Origin of the sequence: Segatella maculosa DSM 19339 = JCM 15638, assembly GCF_000382385.1 — a bacterium.
GTDB classification, from domain to species: Bacteria; Bacteroidota; Bacteroidia; order Bacteroidales; family Bacteroidaceae; genus Prevotella; species Prevotella maculosa.
The window spans coordinates 356,727-377,311 of record NZ_KB908319.1; the positions used below are offsets into that span (position 1 = coordinate 356,727).

A 20,585-nucleotide genomic window follows, 5' to 3' on the forward strand; every position below is an offset into this window, starting at 1 on the left:
CTTTTTTGCTTACGATGTACCTTTTATCACCTTTTTATTGCTAATTTTGCACATCTACATTAAAAAGCAACCTACAGGATGATAAACGACCAAGTGATGCAGGCACTGCAGAAGTGTCCCCTATTTGCCGGCATGAACGAGCTCAGCATAGAATTGGCTTTGGGCAATGTTGCCTATCAAATCGTTGGCTATGACAAGCGAGATGTCTATGCTTTGGCGGGTATGCCCTGCCGGTTTGCCGACATTATCATCAGCGGAAGCCTCATCTGCCGCATGGTTTCGCTCAGCGGAAAGCAAGTAGAAGTGAGCCGGTTGCGCCCGGGTAACCTCGTTGCCCCAGCCTTTATCTTTGCCAAAGACACTACGCTCCCCGTCAGTGTGGAGACAGATTCGAAGGTAAATATCCTGCGCATGACCCCCGAAACGCTGAAGACTCTGATCGATAAAGACGAAGATATCCGTATGAACTTTATCCATACGCTGTCGAACATTGATGTTTTCCTGACGCAAAAGATGAAGGTTTTGAGCCTGTTCACGGTCAGGGAGAAGGTTGCCTACCTGCTTTTAGAACGCGCAGGTGAGCAGAATTCCAACACCATTCACCTTGAAAGAAGTCGCCAAGAGATAGCCGACTCGTTCGGAATTCAGAAGTTTTCGCTCCTTAGAGTGCTCAGCGACTTTGAGAAAGAGGGCATTATAAGGGTCGATGGCAAGACGATTGAAATCCTCGACCGCAACAAATTGAAATGATATTCCACCCACTTCGCCTGCCCGTCACAGCCCTTCCGGCCCACATGAACAATCCGTTCTGCTACGAGCCCGATGTGTTTTGCCGCGCAGCCGTGGACGAAGTGAAACGCTGGATTACAGAGGCTCCGCTCGAATTCAAGGCCGAAGCTGACCAAGGCAAGATGTTCGGCGTGCTCATTGTCAGGCGGAAGCACGATATCGGCTTTGTGGCCGGCTACAGCGGACAGCTGAACGGGCGCAGCAATTGGCCGGGATTCGTGCCTGCCGTCTTTGATTATCTGCAGCCCGACGGCTATTTCAAACGGCATGAGACAGCCATAACGGCACTCAACAAGCGTATCGAAGCATTGGAACAAAGCAAGGATTTAGCAACTGCACGCCGCGAATGGGAGGGCGCAACGCATGAGGCTGAAAGGCAACTTGCGGCATTCAAGATTGAAATCAAGCGCGAAAAGGAAGGTCGCCCCAAGGAGTTGACGCCCGAAATGATACGCCGTTCGCAGTTTCTGAAGGCCGAATTGCATCGCATGAAGCAGCGTCTGGCCCTTCAAATTGCCGATAGAAAAACAGTAGTTGACAAGATGGAAGCCGAGATAATCACCCTGAAAGCGCAGCGACGGCAGCAGAGTGACGCCCTGCAACGCTGGTTGTTCGGTCACTTTGTCATGCTTGACAGCCACAGAACTCGAAAGGATTTACTTCGCATTTTCGCCCCTTTTACACCGCCGGCAGGCAGCGGTGAGTGTTGTGAACCCAAGCTGTTGCAATACGCTTTCAGCCAAGGTTGGCAGCCATTGCGCATGGCTATGTTCTGGTGGGGGGCGAGTCCGCGCGACGAAATACGCCATCATCTTCACTTCTATCCGGCCTGTAACGGTAAATGCAAGCCTATATTGAAATGGATGTTGAACGATATTGCCATCGAAGAGCACCCATTGGAGGCCGAAACAAAGCAGGAATTGGAATGGATTTACGAGGACAATGACATCGCCGTTGTGTGCAAACCGGCCGGAATGTTGAGCGTTCCGGGAAAGAACGGACGTGAAAGTGTGCTTTCACTTGTCCGCAAACGTCACCCCGAAGCCACGGGACCGGTTATCGTTCACCGCCTCGATATGGCGACAAGCGGGTTACTTGTTGTGGCACTCCGCATGGAATCGTACCTCAACCTGCAACGCCAATTCAAGGAACACAGCGTCGAAAAACGCTACATCGCACAACTTGAGCGACCCATTGAAGCAAACGAAGGACGAATAAGCTTGGCCTTGCGCCCTGACCCCTGCGACCGTCCGCGCCAAGTTGTCGATACTTTGCATGGCAAAACGGCCGTGACTGTTTATCAACATGAGGGAAACGGCCGCATGATTCTCAGGCCGCTGACAGGCAGGACCCATCAACTGCGCGTGCATTGTGCCCACCCCGACGGGCTGAACGACCCCATCAAGGGCGACGAACTCTATGGCACCAAGGCCGACCGCCTGTATCTTCACGCCGAAGCACTGTCGTTCACGCACCCAACGACGGGCAAACGAATGACTTTCGAGCGTGAGGCTGCGTTCTAAAGTGGCCGCGGCAGGCTTCGGCCACATATGTTACCGATGGGCAATGCGGCATCATTCTTGCTGCAATATCGATGAAAAAGAAAGAGAAAGACCATGCTGATGGTCGCTATCATATCTTCCATAACCAATTAAAAATAATAAGTATGACTAAGTTTGAAAAAGGAAAAGTATTCAAGGCAACCGAAGTAATCGACTATACTGACGGTGGTGTGGTCAGTAAAGAGTTCATTCACAGCAATGCGGGCAGCGTTACTGTGTTCAGTTTTGACGCAGGTCAGGGGCTTTCGGAGCACACTGCGCCGTACGATGCACTGTTGCAAGTGATCGATGGCGTGATGGAATTGACCGTTGAAGACAAGGTTTTCGACATCAAGGCAGGTGAGTCTTTCGTCATTCCAAGCGGCGCCCGTCACTCTGTAAAGGCCAACGAGCGTTTCAAAATGGTGATTACGATGATCCGAGGATAACGGAACAAGGAGCGGGGGAATGACTTTCAGGTCGTTTTCCCGCTACCTTTAAATGCAACAACAGCTATTTTTTAATCATAAATTTTACTGAATGATGAGAACAGAATGGAGAGGTTTCAAAGGAAACAAGTGGCAGACAGAAGTGAACCTGCGGGATTTCATTCAAAATAACTATACGGGCTACACCGGCGATGAGCATTTCTTGGCTCAACCTACGCGTGCCACGGAGATATTGTGGCAGAAATTGCGCGCACTTCAAAAGGAAGAGCGGGCCAAGGGCGGCGTGCTCGACATGGAGACTGAGGTGGTTTCGGGACTGACGGCATACGGACCGGGCTACATCGACCATGAGACGAAAGACTTGGAACGCGTAGTCGGCCTGCAAACCGACAAGCCATTGAAACGCGCTTTCATGCCTTATGGCGGTATTAAAATGGCCGAACAGGCTTGCACAACCTATGGTTATCAGCCGTCGGAGCAGCTGCATGACATCTTCACACGCTATGTCAAGACCCACAACGACGGCGTGTTTGATGCCTATACCAGCGAGATGAAGCGCGTGCGCCACAATCATATTCTGACCGGTTTGCCTGATACTTACGGCCGAGGACGCATCGTTGGCGACTACAGACGCGTGGCCTTGTATGGCGTCGACTATCTGATTGCCGAGAAAAAGCGCGACCTTGAGAACCTTGGCGACCGCGAAATGATTGACGAAGTCATTCGTTTGCGCGAGGAAGTGTCCATGCAAATCCGCGCACTCCAAGGCTTGAAGGAGATGGCTTCCATCTATGGTTTCGACATATCACAGCCGGCCAACGACGCGCGCGAAGCCGTTCAGTGGCTCTATTTCGGCTATCTTGGCGCAGTGAAGACGCAGAATGGCGCGGCAATGTCGGTGGGGCGCATCTCAACCTTCCTCGACATCTACTTCGAACGCGACTTCAAGGAAGGCAAACTGACCGAGGAGGAGGCGCAAGAGCTTATCGATCATCTCGTGATGAAGTTCAGAATGGTGAAGTTCGCACGCATTCCGTCCTACAACCAGCTGTTCTCCGGCGACCCGGTTTGGGCTACGCTCGAAGTTGCTGGCATGGGGCAAGACGGCCGTTCGATGGTGACGAAGAACGACTTCCGCTTCCTTCACACGCTTGAAAACATGGGACCGTCGCCCGAACCCAACCTCACGGTGCTCTATTGCAGCCGACTTCCCGAGGCATTTCGCCATTACGCCGCAAAGATTTCGGTTACGACAAGCTCCATACAGTATGAAAATGACGATGTGATGCGACCGATTTGGGGAGACGACTATTCGATATGTTGTTGCGTGAGTGCGACGCAAACAGGAAAGGAAATGCAGTTCTTCGGCGCGCGGGCGAACCTCGCAAAGGCCCTTCTTTATGCCATTAATGGTGGTGTCGACGGCCGCACACGCGAGCAGGTCGGTCCGGCTTACCGTCCGATTACGGCCGACGTGCTCACCTACGACGAATTCATGCCGCGTTTCGACGCCATGCTCGAGTGGCTGGCCGGCACCTACGTGAAGACGCTCAACCTCATCCATTACATGCACGACAAGTACTTCTACGAGGCAGCAGAAATGGCACTTATCGACACCCACGTGCGCCGGACGTTCGCAACGGGCATCGCAGGCTTCAGTCACGTCGTGGATTCCATCAGCGCCATCAAGTATGCGAAGGTACACATCGTGCGAGACGAGACAGGATTCGCCAAGGACTATAAAACCGAAGGCGATTTCCCCCGCTACGGCAACGACGACGAGCGCGCCGACGCGATTGCCGTCTGGCTGCTTAAGGCCTTCATGAACAAGATACGAAAATACCACACTTACCGCAATTCGGAGCCCACGACCAGTATCCTGACCATCACGTCAAACGTTGTCTACGGAAAATACACCGGAAACATGCCCGACGGACGCAGGGCCGAAACACCGCTCGCGCCCGGAGCCAACCCATCGTATGGCGCCGAGCAGAACGGACTGCTGGCCTCCCTCAACTCCGTGGCCAAGCTTCCCTACGAGTATGCGCTCGACGGCATCTCTAACACGCAAACCATCTCGCCCGGAGCCTTAGGAAACGACGACGAGCAACGTTCGCGCACGCTTGTCGGCGTCATGGACGGCTATTTCGACCAAGGCGCACACCACCTGAACGTAAACGTCTTCGGCGTCGAAAAATTGAAAGACGCCATGGAGCACCCAGAGAAAGAGGCCTACCAGAGCTTCACCATACGCGTCAGCGGCTACGCCGTTAAGTTCATCGACCTGACCCGAGAACAGCAACTCGACGTGATTGCCCGTCAGGCACACGGAAGATTATAAGACACCCCGGACGGCTGCACAAAAGCACCGCCCGAACCCCACCCTCGCCCCCTGTCCTTCCCCCTCGGGAGAGCGACAGGGGGCGAAACATAAACCGCCGACAAAACATTCAGAAATTTATGAACAACAACAACACACAGCACCCCGCCGCCACGCACGACGCGCAGCAAAACACAGCCCGCGTCCATTCCATCGAAACATTCGGCTCCGTAGACGGACCGGGCATCCGCTTCGTCATCTTCCTGCAAGGCTGCCCCATGCGCTGCCAATTCTGCCACAATCCCGACACCTGGCCCATCGAAAGCACCAACGAAACCACAGCCGACGAGCTGCTCGACAAAGCCGAACGCTTTCGCGCCTATTGGGCCGGCACCGGAGGCATCACCGTCAGCGGCGGCGAAGCATTATTGCAGCTCGACTTCCTCATCGAACTCTTCGAGCATGCCCACGACCGCGGCATCAACACGTGCCTCGATACATCGGCCCAGCCCTTCACACGCAACGGCAGTTGGTTCAGAAAGTTCGAACGACTGATGCGCGCAACCGACACCGTGCTGCTCGACATCAAACACATTCGCGACAACGAGCACCGCCGACTAACCAAGTGGACCAACCGCAACATTCTCGACTGCGCCCACTATCTTTCCGAAATCGACAAGCCCGTGTGGATACGCCACGTGCTTATCCCCGGGCTGACCGACAACGACACCTATCTGCGCGAACTTTCAGCCTTTCTGAAAACCCTCCACAACATCGAGCGCATCGAAATCCTGCCCTACCACACGCTCGGCACCTATAAATACGAACAACTCCGAATAAAATATCCGCTCGCCGGCGTCATGCCCCCGTCGCAAGCACGCATCGACAACGCCAACCGCATCATGCGCTCCGTGCCGCTAAGAGAAAAGTAGAAATACACGCTACGCGCATTTCCACTCCGCGCGAAACACGCACAACGTCAATTTCCATCAAAAAACTCGAGTTTCTGAGCAGCCAACAACAATTTATGATGAAAAACTCGAGTTTCTGAACGGCCAACAACAATTTTCGATGAAAAACTGCAGTTTTTTGTCAGAAAACGAAAAAATCTGATGAAAAACTCCAGTTTTTTGATAGAAAACAGCGATTTTTGATGAAAAACTGCAGTTTTTTGATAAAATACGGCTATTTCTGACGAAAAACTGCAGTTTCTGAACAAAATCCAGCGATTTCTGACGAAAAACTGCAGTTTCTGAACAAAATATAGCGATTTCTGACGAAAAACATGCGTTTCTGAACAAAACACAGCGATTTCTGACGAAAAACATGCGTTTCTGAACAGAAAACAGAAATTTTTGATGAAAAACATGCGTTTCTGAACAGAAAACAGAAATTTTTGATGAAAAACATGCGTTTCTGAGCAGAAAACAGAAATTTTTGATGAAAAACATGCGTTTCTGAACAAAATACAGCGATTTCTGATGAAAAACATGCGTTTCTGAACAAAATACAGCAATTTCTGATGAAAAACACGCGTTTCTGAGCAGAAAACAGAAATTTCTGATGAAAAACACGCGTTTCTGAACAAAATCCAGCAATTTTTGATGAAAAACATGCGTTTCTGAACAGAATACAGCAATTTCTGACGAAAAACGCGCGTTTCTGCTCCCCTCCTTCGGAGGGGCTGGGGGAGGTTCCCGTTTCTTCTCCCTCCCTTTGGGAGGGTCGGGGGAGGTTCCCGTTTCCGCTCCCCTCCTTCGGAGGGGCCGGGGGAGGCTCCCCTTTCTTCTCCCTCCTTCGGGAAGGCCGAGGTGGGCTCTTAATTTCTTTCCGGCCCGCGAACGCGGTCCTTCGTCGTCAAGCCCTGCTTAACCTCTATATTGATGCCGTCGCTCAAACCCGTCGTCACTTTGCGCCGCTCGTAAGTTTGCTGTTCTCCACGCCCTTTGATAACGTAAACATAAGTACTGCCGCCCGTAAACTCGATAGAACTTTCAGGCACCGTGAGCACGTGGCTGGCCTGCGCGAGCACAATCTCCGCATTCGCGCTGTAGCCCGAGCGGAGCCGTGTGCGACCCAACCCCGTGACGGCGGCCTTGAGCTCAAACTGATTCGCGCCATTACTCTCAACCGCCTTGGGCGATATATACTCGAGATTTGCCCGCAGCTTCTCGTTTTGAAGCGCCCCCACCGTAATCTTCATGGCCATTCCCGTCACGAGACTTCCAACCTCGGTTTCATCGATGTTCCCCCGGAAGATGAGGTCGTTCATGTTGGCTACCGTGGCAATCGTCGTCCCGTCGTTGAAAGTATTGCTAAGAATTACTGTGTTCCCAACCTTCACGGGTATATCGAGTATGATTCCGCTCACCGTGGAGCGAATGAGCGTCGAGCTACTGTTAGCGCTACGCTTCGACACACCGTCGCGCACCACTTCGAGGTTGTCGCCGGCCGCCCGCACCTCTTCTTGCGCCTGTCGGAGCGCCTGTCTCACCTTATCATACTCGTCGGCGCTGACCAAACCCTTGTCGAAGAGCACCCGCTCGCGCTGGTGGTCCGTCGCAGCCTGCTTCACGTTGACCTCCGCCAAGCGCACCCTCGCCTGCGCCGCACTAAGTTGCTGCATGTCGGGAATTACCTTTATCTTAGCGATAATCTCGCCAGCCTGCACCGTTTGCCCCGCTTCTTTCGTGATTTCTGTGATGATTCCGCTGATTTGCGGCTTCACACTCACTTCATTGCGCGGTTCAATCTTGCCCGTCACCACCGTTGTCTTCTTCAGGTCCATCACCTTCGGTGTGAACTCATCGTAGGCAATTGCCTCCGGCCGGGACTTCATCCAGAGGAATACAAAGGTGAAAATGAACACCAAAGCGATGATGCCTGCAATGATAAACTTCAAATATTTCTTCATAAGCCTGACCCCTGCCCTTCCCGAAAGAAGGGAGCGCATCGCCACGGGGATTTGTTTTTAGTTGTTGTTTGTATTTAATTATCTCATTATAAATATTTCTCTATCTCACTATTTGCATGAAATTCGCTGCAAGTTTGGGCTCCCCTCCCCTGGGGAGGGGCTGGGGGTGGGTGCTTATTCGTCCCTCATTGCGTCCACGGGCTTGACGGACATCGCTCTCGCGGCCGGCGCAAGACCGGCCAGAATGCCCAAGAAGCTCAGCAGAACTACGGCGCCTATAGCCGTCCAAAAACCGATTTGGAAATGCGAGTTCACGATACCGTCGCTTGTATTTGCAAGCTCGGCGAGTTGCAAAATGACCACGGCAAAGAGGATACCACTCATGCCTGAGACCGCAGTAAGAATGATACTCTCACTGATTATCTGGCTTAATATATTCTTAGGTGTCGCGCCGATGGCCCGCCGAATGCCTATTTCCGTGGTACGTTCCCGCACGGTTACCATCATGATATTCGACACACCAATGGCCCCCGCCAGCAAAGTTCCGATACCAACGAGCCAAATCAGGAAGTTAACGCCTGCGAAAAGACTGTCCAACATGCCGAACATCACCTCGCTATTGAACACGGTTATCGCCTTTTCATCAGTAGGATCTACTTGGTGAGCACGGGCTATTACACTGCGCATTTGCTGTGAAATGCTGCTCATGGTGACCCCGGGTCGACCCGTGACACATATCAAATGCACCGTATTTCCATAGTTATAGGCCTGCTGCATGAGCGTAAGTGGAATGGAAACGCCCTCTTCTGCGTCGCCTCCGATGCTCATATTGCCCGATTGATAATCCACACCTACGACGCTATAATAAATGGAATCGATGCGCACAAGCTGTCCGCATGGATCGCCACCTCCTGGGAATAGCGACTTATAAAGCTTCTTTCCTATGACGCAAACCTTGCGATGTTGCTGTATATCCATGGCGTTCAAGTAACGCCCGTACCGCAGTTTAGGGGTCTCAACCTTGGCATATTCGGGCAGAATACCCCTCACATTGCACGACGATTTCTTGTCACCAAAAACGATATTGTTACCTCTCCCGAACAGCATCGGCGACACAATATCCAGCCCGGGCAGCTGTGCTTTGAGCCTTTCCACGTCTTTATACTCCATCGTCCACTGCCGTCCTTTGCGGTAACCGCCATAGGCTTTCGTCGTAGGTTGGGCAAAAATGATGGCCGAATTGGTGGCAAATCCCTCGAAATTCTTGGACAATAGTTCCTTCAAACCCTTGCCTCCACCAATCAATCCCACCAACATGAACACGCCCCAGAACACGCCGAAGCCTGTCAAGAACGACCGACTTTTGTTGCGAGTCAGCGTGTCTAAGATTTCTTTATAGGTGTCAATGTCAATTCTCATAGATAAATTAAAAAACATTTGTGACTTTTCTATTCCGCCCGCAACGCCTCTATCGGCCTGATTTTTGCCGCTTTTCGTGCCGGAATAAGGCCCGCCAGCGTACCCGCAATGACCATAACGAGCGTAGCTTCCACGCAGACATCGAGGCCAACCGTGGGGTTAACGAACATCGTTGCCTTGAAGGCTCCCGCGTCAACCTGCTCATGTCCGATTGTCATATCCATGTATTCATTCGCCATAATGCCCAATACCATGCCCGTATATCCAAAGAATGTGGTGATGATAACACTCTCGATGATGATGAGTTTCAGTATAGACCACGGTCTTGCTCCTATGGCTTTGCGAATTCCGAACTCTCTTGTTCGCTCCTTAACCGTGATGAGCATGATGTTAGAAACGCCCACAATGCCACTTAAAAGCGTGAAGACACCGATAATCCAAAGGGCAGTTCGAATGATACTCATGCCCGTTTCCATCTGCAAGGCCTGCGTGAATCGGTTTTCAATCCACACTGCACTGTTATCATCGGGTGCTGCATCATGGTTCTTATTGATGCTGGAACGAAGGCTCTTTTCAAAGGATTCATTATCTGCCTCGGTATCTAAACCATGAAAAGAAAAATTGATTTGCTCCATATTGTCGCCTCCACCATATAGTATTCTCAATGTGTTGAAAGGCGTATTCCCATAAGAAGAACTCCCCGATTGCTTCTTTTTGTAGATGCCCACCACCTGAAAAGCATTACTCCCCACATCTACATACCGCCCAATAAGACTTTGAATAGGACGCGAAGTGAGCTCTTTTGCCTGTTCATCTGATATCACAATAACCTTTCGTTGCTGCTCATTATCGATGTTATTAATGAAGCGTCCATAGCACATCTCAATCTTATTGATGGCTTGATAGTTAGGAAATACACCTAAAACTGGGCTCGAAGTGTAGTTTTCTCCATAGGAAATGGTGAGTGGTCCCTGCGAAACAATGGCACCAACCTCTTCAATATGGGTGGCAAAACGGTTCTTTGTCAATCCAAAATCTCGGTCGTTTAATTGAATGGGACGCCCTTCTTTGAACCCTTTATAAGGCTTAGATGTCTCTCCACCGAATACAACCATGGAGTTATCCATGAATTGATTATTGTTCTGTTCGGTGGCATTGATGAGCCCGTTTCCCGCACCAAGCAGGAAAATCAACATGAAAATGCCCCACGCTACGGCAAATCCCGTGAGACCGGTCCGCAGCTTATTGCGCTTAGCCGTAGCCCATATTTCAGCAAAAATGTCTCTCATTCCTTCACGTTTTGTTTTACATTGTTTTCCTTGCCCGGTCAGGGTGGTTTTTAAGAAGCCTTTCCTTCGTTTGCAATATGGCCCATTTTAGCGTCCAATATGGCTGATATTAGCGTGCAATTTGGGTCATTTTGCGCGGCAAGATGGGTCATATTGCAACGCAGTCCTTAACATCTTGCGTGTCAATCTCTTACACCTACTTCATCACGCCGTTGATACCAAAGGGCGAAGCATGGTGATCCAAGTTCTCTTCAATGCGGCCGATGATGCCGTCTTTGATGTGGACAATCTTGTTGGTCTCGTTGGCCACGCCGCTTTCATGGGTCACAACAACAATCGTTTTATGCTCCTCGGCGTTGAGTTGCTTCAAGAGTTGCATCACTTCCACCGACGTTTTGCTGTCCAAAGCGCCCGTAGGTTCGTCGGCAAGTATGAGGCGTGGCTGCGTAATCAGGGCGCGGGCGATGGCCACACGCTGCTTCTGTCCGCCCGACATCTCGTTGGGATAGTGCTCGGCCCAAGGCAAAAGGCCGAGCCGTTCGAGGTATTCCATGGCCATCTGATGGCGCTTTCGTCGGCCTACTCCCTGATAGAAGAGGGGCAGTTCCACGTTTTCAACGGCGGTTTTGAAGCCGATTAGGTTGAAACTTTGGAAGATAAAGCCGATCATTCTGTTGCGGTATGCCGCGGCACGCGACTCAGAAAGGTCCTTGATAAGGGCGCCGCCAAGCACGTATTCACCGCTGTCGTAGTTGTCAAGAATGCCGAGAATGTTCAAAAGTGTGGACTTTCCGGAACCCGAAGCACCCATAATGGAGACGAATTCGCCCTCGGCTATGTCAAGACTGATGCCTTTCAGCACGTGCAAAGGCTGTGCTCCCTGATAGGTTTTATTGATGTCTTTTAAATGAATCATACGCTTTAGACGCAAACAACAGGCATGAAGTTGCACTATTCGGCTGAGAAAGCGGGCTGTTTGCCATATTTTTCCAATTTCAAAGTCTGGTCGCAATAGTCAATTACGGCCGGGCGATGGGTGATAAAGATGATGGTTTTGTCGTGTCCCGACAGGATATTGCGAAGCAACTGCCGCTCGGTTTCGGGGTCGAGTGCGCTCGTTGCCTCGTCAAAAAGCATCACCGAGCGGTCGCGAAGCAGACTTCGGGCAATCGCAATGCGCTGGGCTTGCCCCTCACTCAAGCCTCCTCCCTGCTCTGAGCAGTAGGTGGAGAGGCCCTCGGGCAGCTCGCTGACGAAGTCGGCACAGCTGGTGTGCAGGGCTTCGAGCATCTCCTCGTCGGTGGCATCCAGTCTTCCGAGGCGCAGGTTCTCGCGTATCGTACCGCTCATGAGCGTATTTCCCTGCGGCACATAAACGAAATTGCAGCGATGGCGGGGCGTTAACGTCTGACTGGCCGACCCATGATAGATTTCAACCTCGCCCTGCTGGGGTTGCAACAAGGCCAGTATCATGCGCACGAGTGTGGTCTTTCCGGCCCCCGTCTCACCAAGAACGGCCGTACAGCTGCCCGGTTTGAAGTCGAACGAAAGGTCGTCTATCACCCGGTCTTCGCCATCGGCATAGGTATAACCCACGTGATTGAGGCGTATGCCACATGGCCCTTTTACATAAATAGGTGTACCCTGCTCCTCAAGCGGGTCTTCTTCGAGTTCCATCAAACGCTCGGCTGCAGTGAAAACACTCACGAATGCCGGCACAAGCTTCGTCAGGTTGCGTGCCGGCCCCTGTATCTTGTTGACCAATTGCAGGAAAGCCGTCATGCCACCGAAGCTCAACGTGTGGGCAGCCATGCGCAAAGCAGCCCACAGAAAGGCCACGAGATAGCCGAAGGCAAAGCCGAAATTGACGATCACATTGCTGAAAACGCTGAACTTCGTGCGCCTGACAACACGCTGACGAAGCTCATTTTGCGTGCTTTCCAAGCGGCCGACCATCTCCTCATCGCTCTCCAATGTCTTGATAAGCATGCGATATTGAATGGTTTCTTGCAGGACACTCTGCACCTTACTGTCGCTGTCACGCACCTGACGTGTCAGACTTCGCATCTTTCCGATGTAGACTTTACTCATCGCAATGAATGCCGGAAAGATGGCAATCACTGTCAATGCCAACCCTTTATCCATGGAAAAGAGATAGAAAAAGGCTCCGATGAACATGGCCAACACTGAAAGTGTGTTGGGAATGGTCTCGGTTAAGAAGTTCACAACGTTGTTTACATCGAACTCAAGTCGGTTGAGTACGTCGGCAGAATGATGGTATTCGCGTCCCCGCCACACCGACCTTAGAATGCGATCGAGCATGCGTTGCTGCATTCGATTCTGTGCTTTGATGCCCAAAATGTTGCGAATCCAGATGCCGGCAATGTTCAATACGAAGTCCGAAAGAATGAGAACGGCCATCAATCCCACGGCTCTGTAGATGTCACCTTCGACGGTTCCCGAGGCCACATCAATGGCACGCTTCACCGCCCACACCTGTCCAAGACTGACACCTACCGATAACAGTCCGATGACAGCATTGAGAATAGCTTGCAATTGATTGCCTCTCCACGTGTGCCAAAGCCATTTCATCAACGTCTTGGCATCGTATTTGAATTCCGGAATCCTTAATAAGGCCTTGTAATTCATTGTCTGTTATCGGCTCCCCACATCAGTTTCTCGTGCAAGGTAGAGAAGTAACGCCGGTTTTTAAGTTTGATGATCTTCACAGTATAGGGTGCTTTGCGAATCGTAAGACGTGTTCCTTCGGCCATTTTCAGGCTGCGTCCGTCCACAGCCACAAGGAAATTGTGCGACCGCGACTCCACTTCAAGCTCGATGACTCCCGTGTCGTTGATGACAATCGGACGGATATTGAGACTGTGGGGAGCCACGGGCGTGATGCAAAGGCTGCCACTTTGGGGCACGATGATGGGACCGCCGTTCGACAAACTGTAGGCCGTGCTGCCCGTCGGCGTGGCAATGATGAGCCCGTCGGCCCGATAGTTCACGAGAAAGTCGCCGTTGACGCGTGCCTTGATGCTGATCATTGAAGCGCTGTCACGCTTCAACACGGCAATATCATTCAGCGCAAAGGGATTGCACGAGACCGCTTCTCCGTCGCTTTCGAGCTTGATGACGGTATGGTCTTCTATGATATAATCACCCGAAAGCACGCGGTCGAGGGTCGATTCTATCTCACTTGGCAACACATCGGCAAGGAAACCGAGTCGCCCCATGTTGATACCTAAGATGGGAATTTGGCGGTTTCCGACCCTTCCGGCAGCCCGAAGAAAGGTTCCATCTCCGCCCATTGAGATCACAAAATCAGCGTCATTGAAGTCTTCGGGCTCCACTAAAGCTGTTGCATTATGGCTGTCGAGGTAGGTCAATATGCGCTCTTCGAAGGGCAAAGTCTCCTGCCGTTTGTCTGCATTGTCAAAGATAGCGAATACCTGTTTACGCGATGACATGTTTTAATTTTTGTCGTTTCGGATTTTATTATTATATTTGCAAATATAACGAAAAAATCAGAAAGTATGGCAAAAGTATATGAATTTTTAGCAAACGGCTTTGAGGAAATCGAAGGTTTGGCCCCGGTTGACATTCTAAGAAGAGGCGGTGTGGACATCAAAACGGTCAGTATCACGGGCAACGCCTTTGTTGAAACGTCGCATGGTGTGACGGTCAAGGCCGATTTGCTGTTTGAAGAAGCGGGCGATTTCAGCGATGCCGACATGCTGTTGCTGCCGGGTGGCATGCCCGGCTCAACGAACTTGAAAGCCCATGAGGGCGTGAAAGCCGTCTTGAAACAGCAACATCGGGCCGGAAAACGCATCGGAGCAATCTGTGCAGCGCCTATGGTTTTGGCCGAATGTGGCATTCTTGACGGTAAGAAAGCGACCTGTAGTCCGGGCTTTGAACAGTATTTTAACGCCTCAACCACCTACACCGGAGCCCTCTATCAAGAGGATATGAACGTCATAACCGGCGAAGGTCCGGCCGCAACCCTGCCTTATGCGTATCGGATTTTGAGCTATTTCATCGGCGAAACTGCCGTGAAAGAGCTCGAAACTAAAATGCAATTCGCTCACTTGATGGCTCGATAAGGCGCATGGATTACATCATCATCGTAGCCGGAGGCAGGGGAATGCGCATGGGAGGAGACGTTCCCAAACAGTTTATTCCTATTGGTGGGAAGCCCGTTCTCATGCGTACTATCGAGCGGTTTTACGAATATAACCCCGCTTTGGGCATCATCTTGGTGCTTCCCGAAAGCCAACAAGCCTATTGGAAAAGCCTTTGTAAGGACTATGGTTTCACCATTCGGCACACGATTGTGAATGGCGGAGAGACGCGTTTTGAGTCATCTAAGAACGGACTTTCGGCCATTCCTGATGACGAAGAGGGCGTGGTCGGCATTCATGATGGCGTGCGTCCGTTTGCTTCTGTCAAGGTGATTGCCGATTGTTTTGAGGCAGCTCGCGACGAATATGCAGCCATTCCGGTCGTTCCTGTGGCCGAAACGCTCCGCTATATCGACCGCCAAGGCGGTGGAAAAAACGTCATGCGCAGCGATTACCGCATTGTACAAACACCGCAAGTCTTTGATATTTCGCTCCTGAAACAGGCTTTTTCGCAACCCTATCAAGCCCATTTCACCGACGATGCTTCCGTGGTCGAGGCCCTTGGTTGCCAGATATCAATGGTCGAAGGCAACCGCGAAAACATCAAACTCACCACGCCTTTTGACCTCAAAATCGCCGAAACGCTCCTCGAATGACCGCTATTCTCGATCAGGATATCATGTATCTTCCGGGCGTAGGGCCCAAGCGTAAGGAGATATTAAGCAAGGAACTCCATGTCAATACATGGCGCGATCTGCTCGAATGCTACCCTTATAAATATGTAGACCGCAGCAAATTGTATGCTATCGACGAGCTGAATGGCACGATGCCTTTCGTACAAATCAAAGGAAAGATACTCAGTTTCGAAGAGTTTTCGGCTGGAACAAGGAAGAAAAGAGTCGTTGCTCACTTCACAGATGGGCGGGGAGTGGTCGACTTAGTGTGGTTCCGTGGGGCGCAATATGTCTACAAAACCTACACCATAAACACCGAATACATCGTCTTCGGCAAGCCCGTTGTCTTCGGAGGACGCTATCAATTCGCCCATCCGGAGATAGAAAAGGCAACCGATCTGCAGCTCAATGAGATGGGCATGCAGCCTTATTACTCCACAACGGAGCGGATGAAGAACAACGGAATGACGAGCCGTGCGATTGAAAAGCTCACGAAGACGCTCATCAACCGACTGCCCGAAGGTTCGTTTTCCGAGACACTTCCGCCCTTTATCACGCGCCCTTTGCACCTTATCTCGCGCGAAGCAGCCTTCCGAGGCATTCATTATCCCAAGTCACTCGACGAACTTCAGCGAGCACAAGTACGTCTGAAGTTCGAGGAACTCTTCTATGTTCAGCTCAATATCCTGCGTTATGCCAGCGATCATCGGCGCAAATACCGCGGCTATGTCTTCCAACATGTGGGCCGATATTTCAATGATTTCTACCATAACAACCTCACTTTTGAACTCACCGGCGCCCAAAAACGCGTCATGCATGAGCTGCGTGCCGACATGGCGAGCGGCAAACAGATGAACCGTTTGCTGCAAGGCGACGTGGGATCCGGCAAAACCTTAGTGGCATTGATGACCATGTTAATTGCCATTGACAATGGTTTTCAGGCCTGTATCATGGCACCTACCGAGATATTGGCCGAGCAACACTTCGCCACAATCAAGGAGTTTCTGAAGGGAATGGACGTCCGTGTGGAGCTACTCACGGGCATCGTGAAAGGCAAAAGACGCAAGGAAGTGCTCAAATCGCTGGCCAATGGCGACGTGAAAATACTCGTCGGAACGCACGCCGTCATTGAGGATACCGTGCAATTTGCCCGACTTGGTCTTGCAGTTGTAGATGAACAACATCGCTTCGGCGTTGCCCAACGCGCCCGACTTTGGGCAAAAAGCGACAATCCTCCACACATATTAGTGATGACAGCGACCCCTATTCCTCGCACACTTGCCATGACTATCTATGGCGATCTCGATGTAAGTGTCATCGATGAGCTGCCACCCGGTCGCAAACCCATACAGACTTTGCATAAGTATGACACCCAGACAACGAGCCTTTATAATGGTATTCGGCAGCAAATCCGGCAGGGACGGCAGGTCTACATCGTGTTTCCACTCATCAAAGAAAATGAAAAAAAAGATTTAAAAGACCTTGAAAAAGGATACGAATCCCTGTTGGAAATCTTCCCGGAGTTCCGCATCAGCAAGGTACATGGCAAGATGAAGCCGGCCGAAAAGGAAGAAGAAATGCGCCGTTTCGTCAGCGGTGAGACGCAAATCCTTGTGGCTACGACCGTTATTGAGGTGGGGGTGAACGTGCCGAACGCCTCGGTCATGGTGATACTCGACGCACAACGCTTCGGACTTTCACAGCTTCACCAGCTCCGGGGCCGCGTGGGAAGGGGCGCAAAACAGTCCTATTGCATCCTTGTCACAGGCTACAAGCTCAGCGAAGAAACCCGAAAACGCATCGATATCATGTGTGATACCAACGATGGGTTCCGCATTGCAGAGGCCGATCTCAAGCTCCGTGGCCCGGGAGACCTTGAAGGAACCCAGCAAAGTGGCATCGCCTTCGACCTCAAGATTGCCGATATTGCACGCGACGGTCAACTGGTTCAGCTTGCAAGAGACGAGGCCCAAAAGATTGTCGATAACGACCCTACATGCCAAAAGGCTGAATATCAACTGCTTTGGAACCGCTTGAAAGAGTTAAGAAAGACTAACATCAACTGGGCATCTATCTCTTGACAATCCTCATAAATAAGGAGATTACGACGCATGAAGACCTATTTTGAGACTGTTAAAAATGTCATAAAACACGTAAAATAGACCACTTCTTATCGTTTTTTTTGTAACTTTGTCCCACTTTTGATTGGAAAAACGAGGCTTGTTTGCCCGTTTATTGCTTGTGATATGTGGATTATCGCCCCTTAATCTGTCTATTACTTGACTTAAAAACCATATGATGAATTTAGGAAAAAGTATTGGAAAGTTCTTTATAACAGCTCTTTTTGCAGTGTCAATCCTGCCTATTTCCGTTCAGGCACAAGACCTTTTGGCCCGTCAGGCACCTATCGATCGCAAGATGAAAGCTGTAGATACGCTCGTTTTGAAAAGCATTGTGGAACGCGAACAAGAGCAATCTCCCGCTGCAAGTCTCTACCATGACTGGGATAACCGCTATGCACACCGTCGTATTGAGATGCCCGATACGTTCAAAATTGACCTCCGTCACTTCTGTATGCCTACCAATAGCCGTGTCGTTACCAGCAATTTTGGCAGCCGATGGGGCCGACAACACAAAGGACTCGACATCAAAGTGTACATCGGGGACACCATTCGTGCAGCCTTTAGTGGCAAGGTTCGCATCGTAAGATACGAGCCCGGAGGTTACGGAAAGTATATTGTTATCCGCCATCCCAATGGACTTGAGACGATATATGGACATCTTTCGGAACAGTTAGTCACTGAAAATGAGGTGGTACGGGCTGGAGAAATCATTGGCTTGGGCGGCAATACGGGTCGCAGTACCGGCTCACATCTCCACTTCGAAACACGGCTTTGCGGTGTCGCACTCAACCCCGCTCTGATGTTCGACTTTAGAAATCAGGACGTAACGGGCGACTTCTTCGTCTACAATTCAAGCACATATGACGAGCAATCTGCTGAAGCTACGCGCCTAAGAGGAAAGGTTGGGAACGGTGGTTACACCCGCGATCTCGTGCAAGACGGCGAACTTGGCAGCTATGCCAACAAGCATTCGGCCGACAAAGGCGAATTGCTTTACCACAAAGTCAAGGCAGGCGAGACTCTTTCTTCCATCGCTCGGCAACGCGGTGTGACAGTAGAAAAGATTTGTTCGCTTAATCATTTGAACACAAACTCGCATGTTCGGCCGGGCATGATCTTAAGATATTCATAGCAAAACGAGTGGCCACGTGCCACAAAAAGATAGCAACAAAAAAGCAGAGACGCCCATGCGCCCCTGCTTTTTTCATGCACTCCCGCCTCCGTTCAACGCGATTGAAATGCCCCACCCGATAAAACCGGCTCGCAATTTCAACCATTTTACACATCAATACGCCCACGATAGGCATGTAGGGACACACGGCTCGTGCGTCCGCTCCAGCGCTGCCGACGAATAAATAAGTTGACATGTAGACGAGTTGCATGCTTTGAAGCATGTAGGGACGCACGGTTCGTGCGTCCGCTCAGTGGGAATTGAAAGCAAATAGCATGGTTGATGGAGCGGACGCACGGACCGTGCGTCCCTACATGCAATCAAAGTGATTCGTTATATTATTCATATTGACAATCAATCACTTACGCCTTGCGTTGCAATCTCAGCCATTTTACCGTGCAATATGGCCCATTTTGCACGGTAATCTCACCCATATTGCGTGCCAATATGGCTGAGATTGAAAAGTAGGAATACGCAGTTCGTGCATCTACTTCACTGGAGATAGATCTACTATCAACTGAAACGTGGGCGGACGCACGGCTCGTGCGTCCCTACATACTGCAAAACATGCAACTTATTCACTCGTTTACTCGTCTACTTTCAGCTGAAACACGAGCGGACGCACAGGCTGTTCCCTCCTATTTCCGTTCAAACAGCTGTTTGACATCAATCATTTTGCCATGCGATAGGGGCCGAAAGCATTTCCAAAATTGCCCGCCGAGGACTTTTATTGCTCCTTGTATATCACTTGAACAAGCGTCTGTCCCACGGCTCGGAGCGTATTTCGGTCGATGTTTTCCATGTTATCGGCCAACGTATGCCACGTTGGTCCGAAGCCGCTTTGCTTACAATCGGGATAAAAAGGAATGATATCAATCGTAGGAATCTTGGCATAGCGGTTAACGGGAACGTGATCGTCGGTTACCATGCCTCCCATTCGTTTGGGAAAATACGAACCGAAGCCCACTTCCCGGGCCGAACGCCAGACCTTCTTCACGATTTCGGGAGCATATTGCAGCGATATTCCCTCTTGAAAGAACTGCGCTCCGACGCCACCCACCATGTCTAACAAGATACCATAGCGGGCTTCGTAGCCCTGTGGCAGGTTCTTGCTCCAGTATTGTGCGCCAAGTGCCCACGAATCTGCATCATCCGGCACGTCGGCCCATTGAGGTGTGCCCCAATCTTCGGCGTCGAAGCACACGAAATCGACTCCCAATTGCGGGCGAAGTGCCTTTTCTGCCTTCCCGTTATTGATGATTCGGGCCAGTTCAAGCATCACGGCTATGCCGCTTGCCGCATCATTTGCGGCAATAATAGGCTTCTTCCAATTGCTTTGATCGGGGTCGTTGTCGGCCCAAGGACGGCTGTCCCAATGCGCACAAAGCAGGATTCGCGTCGTAGCTTCAGGGTTGATGCTTGCCATGATGTTGCAACTTCGGAGCGTAGTGCCGTCATATCCCGTCAGATTTACACGCTGTGTGGTGACCTTACAGCCGTATTCTCGGAACTTATTCACAATCCATTCGCCGCAAAGGTCATGGCCCCGGCTGTTCATGTTGCGTGGTCCGAAGTCGCATTGTGCCTTGGTGAAGGCGTAAGCACTGTCGGCATTGAACGCCGGGCCCACGGGGTCGGCCTTCTCAACCTCGTCGATTTCTTCAACAAGCTCCACTTTCTTGTGGGCGTCTTTGTAGTAGTGGAGCCCGACAACTGCCAACATTGCGACAGCAACTCCAACCGTTATCTTCATTGTTTTCTTCATTTCT

The 20,585-nt window shown here is 51.0% G+C and carries 16 protein-coding genes; 9 read left to right on the top strand and 7 right to left on the bottom strand.

Annotated elements, in window-relative coordinates; all coding sequences use genetic code 11:
- The first annotated feature begins 78 nt into the window (after positions 1–78).
- The 5 genes from H164_RS0101430 (at position 79) to pflA (ending at position 6,031) form a co-directional block, all read left to right on the top strand.
- Complete coding sequence (locus H164_RS0101430) at positions 79–750, top strand: Crp/Fnr family transcriptional regulator (RefSeq protein WP_008565488.1); 672 nt, start codon at positions 79–81, stop codon at positions 748–750.
- The gene (locus tag H164_RS0101435; RefSeq protein ID WP_019966979.1) at positions 747–2,312 is read left to right on the top strand and encodes an RluA family pseudouridine synthase; all 1,566 of its coding nucleotides are present in this window, start codon (positions 747–749) and stop codon (positions 2,310–2,312) included. Before H164_RS0101430 ends, H164_RS0101435 begins: the two co-directional genes overlap by 4 nt.
- Positions 2,313–2,455: 143 nt before the next feature.
- Positions 2,456–2,779, top strand: coding sequence for a cupin domain-containing protein (locus H164_RS0101440; protein WP_025829743.1), 324 nt, complete (start codon positions 2,456–2,458; stop codon positions 2,777–2,779).
- 94 nt (positions 2,780–2,873) lie between these two features.
- On the top strand, positions 2,874–5,120 hold the full coding sequence (pflB, locus tag H164_RS0101445) for a formate C-acetyltransferase (protein WP_025829744.1): 2,247 nt from the start codon (positions 2,874–2,876) through the stop codon (positions 5,118–5,120).
- A 119-nt stretch (positions 5,121–5,239) separates the two neighbouring features.
- Positions 5,240–6,031, top strand: coding sequence for a pyruvate formate-lyase-activating protein (pflA, locus tag H164_RS0101450; protein ID WP_019966982.1), 792 nt, complete (start codon positions 5,240–5,242; stop codon positions 6,029–6,031).
- Positions 6,032–6,918: 887 nt separating this feature from the next.
- Here the strand turns inward: pflA and H164_RS0101460 are convergent.
- The 6 genes from H164_RS0101460 to H164_RS0101485 form a co-directional block, all read right to left on the bottom strand.
- The gene (locus tag H164_RS0101460; RefSeq protein ID WP_019966984.1) at positions 6,919–8,013 is read right to left on the bottom strand and encodes an efflux RND transporter periplasmic adaptor subunit; all 1,095 of its coding nucleotides are present in this window, start codon (positions 8,011–8,013) and stop codon (positions 6,919–6,921) included.
- A 174-nt stretch (positions 8,014–8,187) separates the two neighbouring features.
- A complete protein-coding gene (locus tag H164_RS0101465; protein ID WP_019966985.1) occupies positions 8,188–9,432 on the bottom strand; it encodes an ABC transporter permease in 1,245 nt (414 codons plus the stop codon).
- A gap of 29 nt (positions 9,433–9,461) precedes the next feature.
- Complete coding sequence (locus tag H164_RS0101470) at positions 9,462–10,721, bottom strand: ABC transporter permease (RefSeq protein WP_019966986.1); 1,260 nt, start codon at positions 10,719–10,721, stop codon at positions 9,462–9,464.
- A 196-nt stretch (positions 10,722–10,917) separates the two neighbouring features.
- Positions 10,918–11,637, bottom strand: a complete 720-nt coding sequence (locus tag H164_RS0101475; protein ID WP_019966987.1) for an ABC transporter ATP-binding protein — start codon at positions 11,635–11,637, stop codon at positions 10,918–10,920.
- Between the two features lie 35 nt (positions 11,638–11,672).
- Positions 11,673–13,370: an ABC transporter ATP-binding protein gene (locus tag H164_RS0101480; protein ID WP_019966988.1), complete on the bottom strand. Its 1,698-nt coding sequence runs from the start codon at positions 13,368–13,370 to the stop codon at positions 11,673–11,675.
- Positions 13,367–14,194 (bottom strand): NAD kinase, encoded by an 828-nt coding sequence (locus tag H164_RS0101485; protein ID WP_019966989.1) that lies wholly within the window; start codon positions 14,192–14,194, stop codon positions 13,367–13,369. Before H164_RS0101485 ends, H164_RS0101480 begins: the two co-directional genes overlap by 4 nt.
- 66 nt (positions 14,195–14,260) lie before the next feature.
- Between H164_RS0101485 and H164_RS0101490 the strand changes: the two genes are divergently transcribed.
- From H164_RS0101490 to H164_RS0101505, 4 genes are all read left to right on the top strand, one after another.
- Positions 14,261–14,830 carry a DJ-1 family glyoxalase III gene (locus tag H164_RS0101490; RefSeq protein WP_019966990.1) on the top strand — a complete coding sequence of 190 codons (570 nt, stop codon included), beginning with the start codon at positions 14,261–14,263 and terminating at the stop codon, positions 14,828–14,830.
- 5 nt (positions 14,831–14,835) lie between these two features.
- Positions 14,836–15,504 (top strand): 2-C-methyl-D-erythritol 4-phosphate cytidylyltransferase, encoded by a 669-nt coding sequence (locus H164_RS0101495; protein ID WP_019966991.1) that lies wholly within the window; start codon positions 14,836–14,838, stop codon positions 15,502–15,504.
- Positions 15,501–17,603: an ATP-dependent DNA helicase RecG gene (gene recG, locus H164_RS0101500; RefSeq protein WP_019966992.1), complete on the top strand. Its 2,103-nt coding sequence runs from the start codon at positions 15,501–15,503 to the stop codon at positions 17,601–17,603. Before H164_RS0101495 ends, recG begins: the two co-directional genes overlap by 4 nt.
- A 217-nt stretch (positions 17,604–17,820) precedes the next feature.
- Complete coding sequence (locus H164_RS0101505) at positions 17,821–18,777, top strand: peptidoglycan DD-metalloendopeptidase family protein (protein ID WP_025829748.1); 957 nt, start codon at positions 17,821–17,823, stop codon at positions 18,775–18,777.
- Between the two features lie 766 nt (positions 18,778–19,543).
- Here the strand turns inward: H164_RS0101505 and H164_RS0101510 are convergent.
- The gene (locus H164_RS0101510; protein ID WP_019966994.1) at positions 19,544–20,581 is read right to left on the bottom strand and encodes a M28 family peptidase; all 1,038 of its coding nucleotides are present in this window, start codon (positions 20,579–20,581) and stop codon (positions 19,544–19,546) included.
- Positions 20,582–20,585: the final 4 nt, after the last annotated feature.

Bases quoted from the DNA above. Each gene is read 5' to 3' on its own strand.
- H164_RS0101430 (WP_008565488.1), top strand. From the start codon at position 79: ATGATAAACGACCAAGTGATGCAGGCACTGCAGAAGTGTCCCCTATTT.
- H164_RS0101435 (WP_019966979.1), top strand. From the start codon at position 747: ATGATATTCCACCCACTTCGCCTGCCCGTCACAGCCCTTCCGGCCCAC.
- H164_RS0101440 (WP_025829743.1), top strand. From the start codon at position 2,456: ATGACTAAGTTTGAAAAAGGAAAAGTATTCAAGGCAACCGAAGTAATC.
- pflB (WP_025829744.1), top strand. From the start codon at position 2,874: ATGAGAACAGAATGGAGAGGTTTCAAAGGAAACAAGTGGCAGACAGAA.
- pflA (WP_019966982.1), top strand. From the start codon at position 5,240: ATGAACAACAACAACACACAGCACCCCGCCGCCACGCACGACGCGCAG.
- H164_RS0101460 (WP_019966984.1), bottom strand. From the start codon at position 8,013: ATGAAGAAATATTTGAAGTTTATCATTGCAGGCATCATCGCTTTGGTG.
- H164_RS0101465 (WP_019966985.1), bottom strand. From the start codon at position 9,432: ATGAGAATTGACATTGACACCTATAAAGAAATCTTAGACACGCTGACT.
- H164_RS0101470 (WP_019966986.1), bottom strand. From the start codon at position 10,721: ATGAGAGACATTTTTGCTGAAATATGGGCTACGGCTAAGCGCAATAAG.
- H164_RS0101475 (WP_019966987.1), bottom strand. From the start codon at position 11,637: ATGATTCATTTAAAAGACATCAATAAAACCTATCAGGGAGCACAGCCT.
- H164_RS0101480 (WP_019966988.1), bottom strand. From the start codon at position 13,370: ATGAATTACAAGGCCTTATTAAGGATTCCGGAATTCAAATACGATGCC.
- H164_RS0101485 (WP_019966989.1), bottom strand. From the start codon at position 14,194: ATGTCATCGCGTAAACAGGTATTCGCTATCTTTGACAATGCAGACAAA.
- H164_RS0101490 (WP_019966990.1), top strand. From the start codon at position 14,261: ATGGCAAAAGTATATGAATTTTTAGCAAACGGCTTTGAGGAAATCGAA.
- H164_RS0101495 (WP_019966991.1), top strand. From the start codon at position 14,836: ATGGATTACATCATCATCGTAGCCGGAGGCAGGGGAATGCGCATGGGA.
- recG (WP_019966992.1), top strand. From the start codon at position 15,501: ATGACCGCTATTCTCGATCAGGATATCATGTATCTTCCGGGCGTAGGG.
- H164_RS0101505 (WP_025829748.1), top strand. From the start codon at position 17,821: ATGAATTTAGGAAAAAGTATTGGAAAGTTCTTTATAACAGCTCTTTTT.
- H164_RS0101510 (WP_019966994.1), bottom strand. From the start codon at position 20,581: ATGAAGAAAACAATGAAGATAACGGTTGGAGTTGCTGTCGCAATGTTG.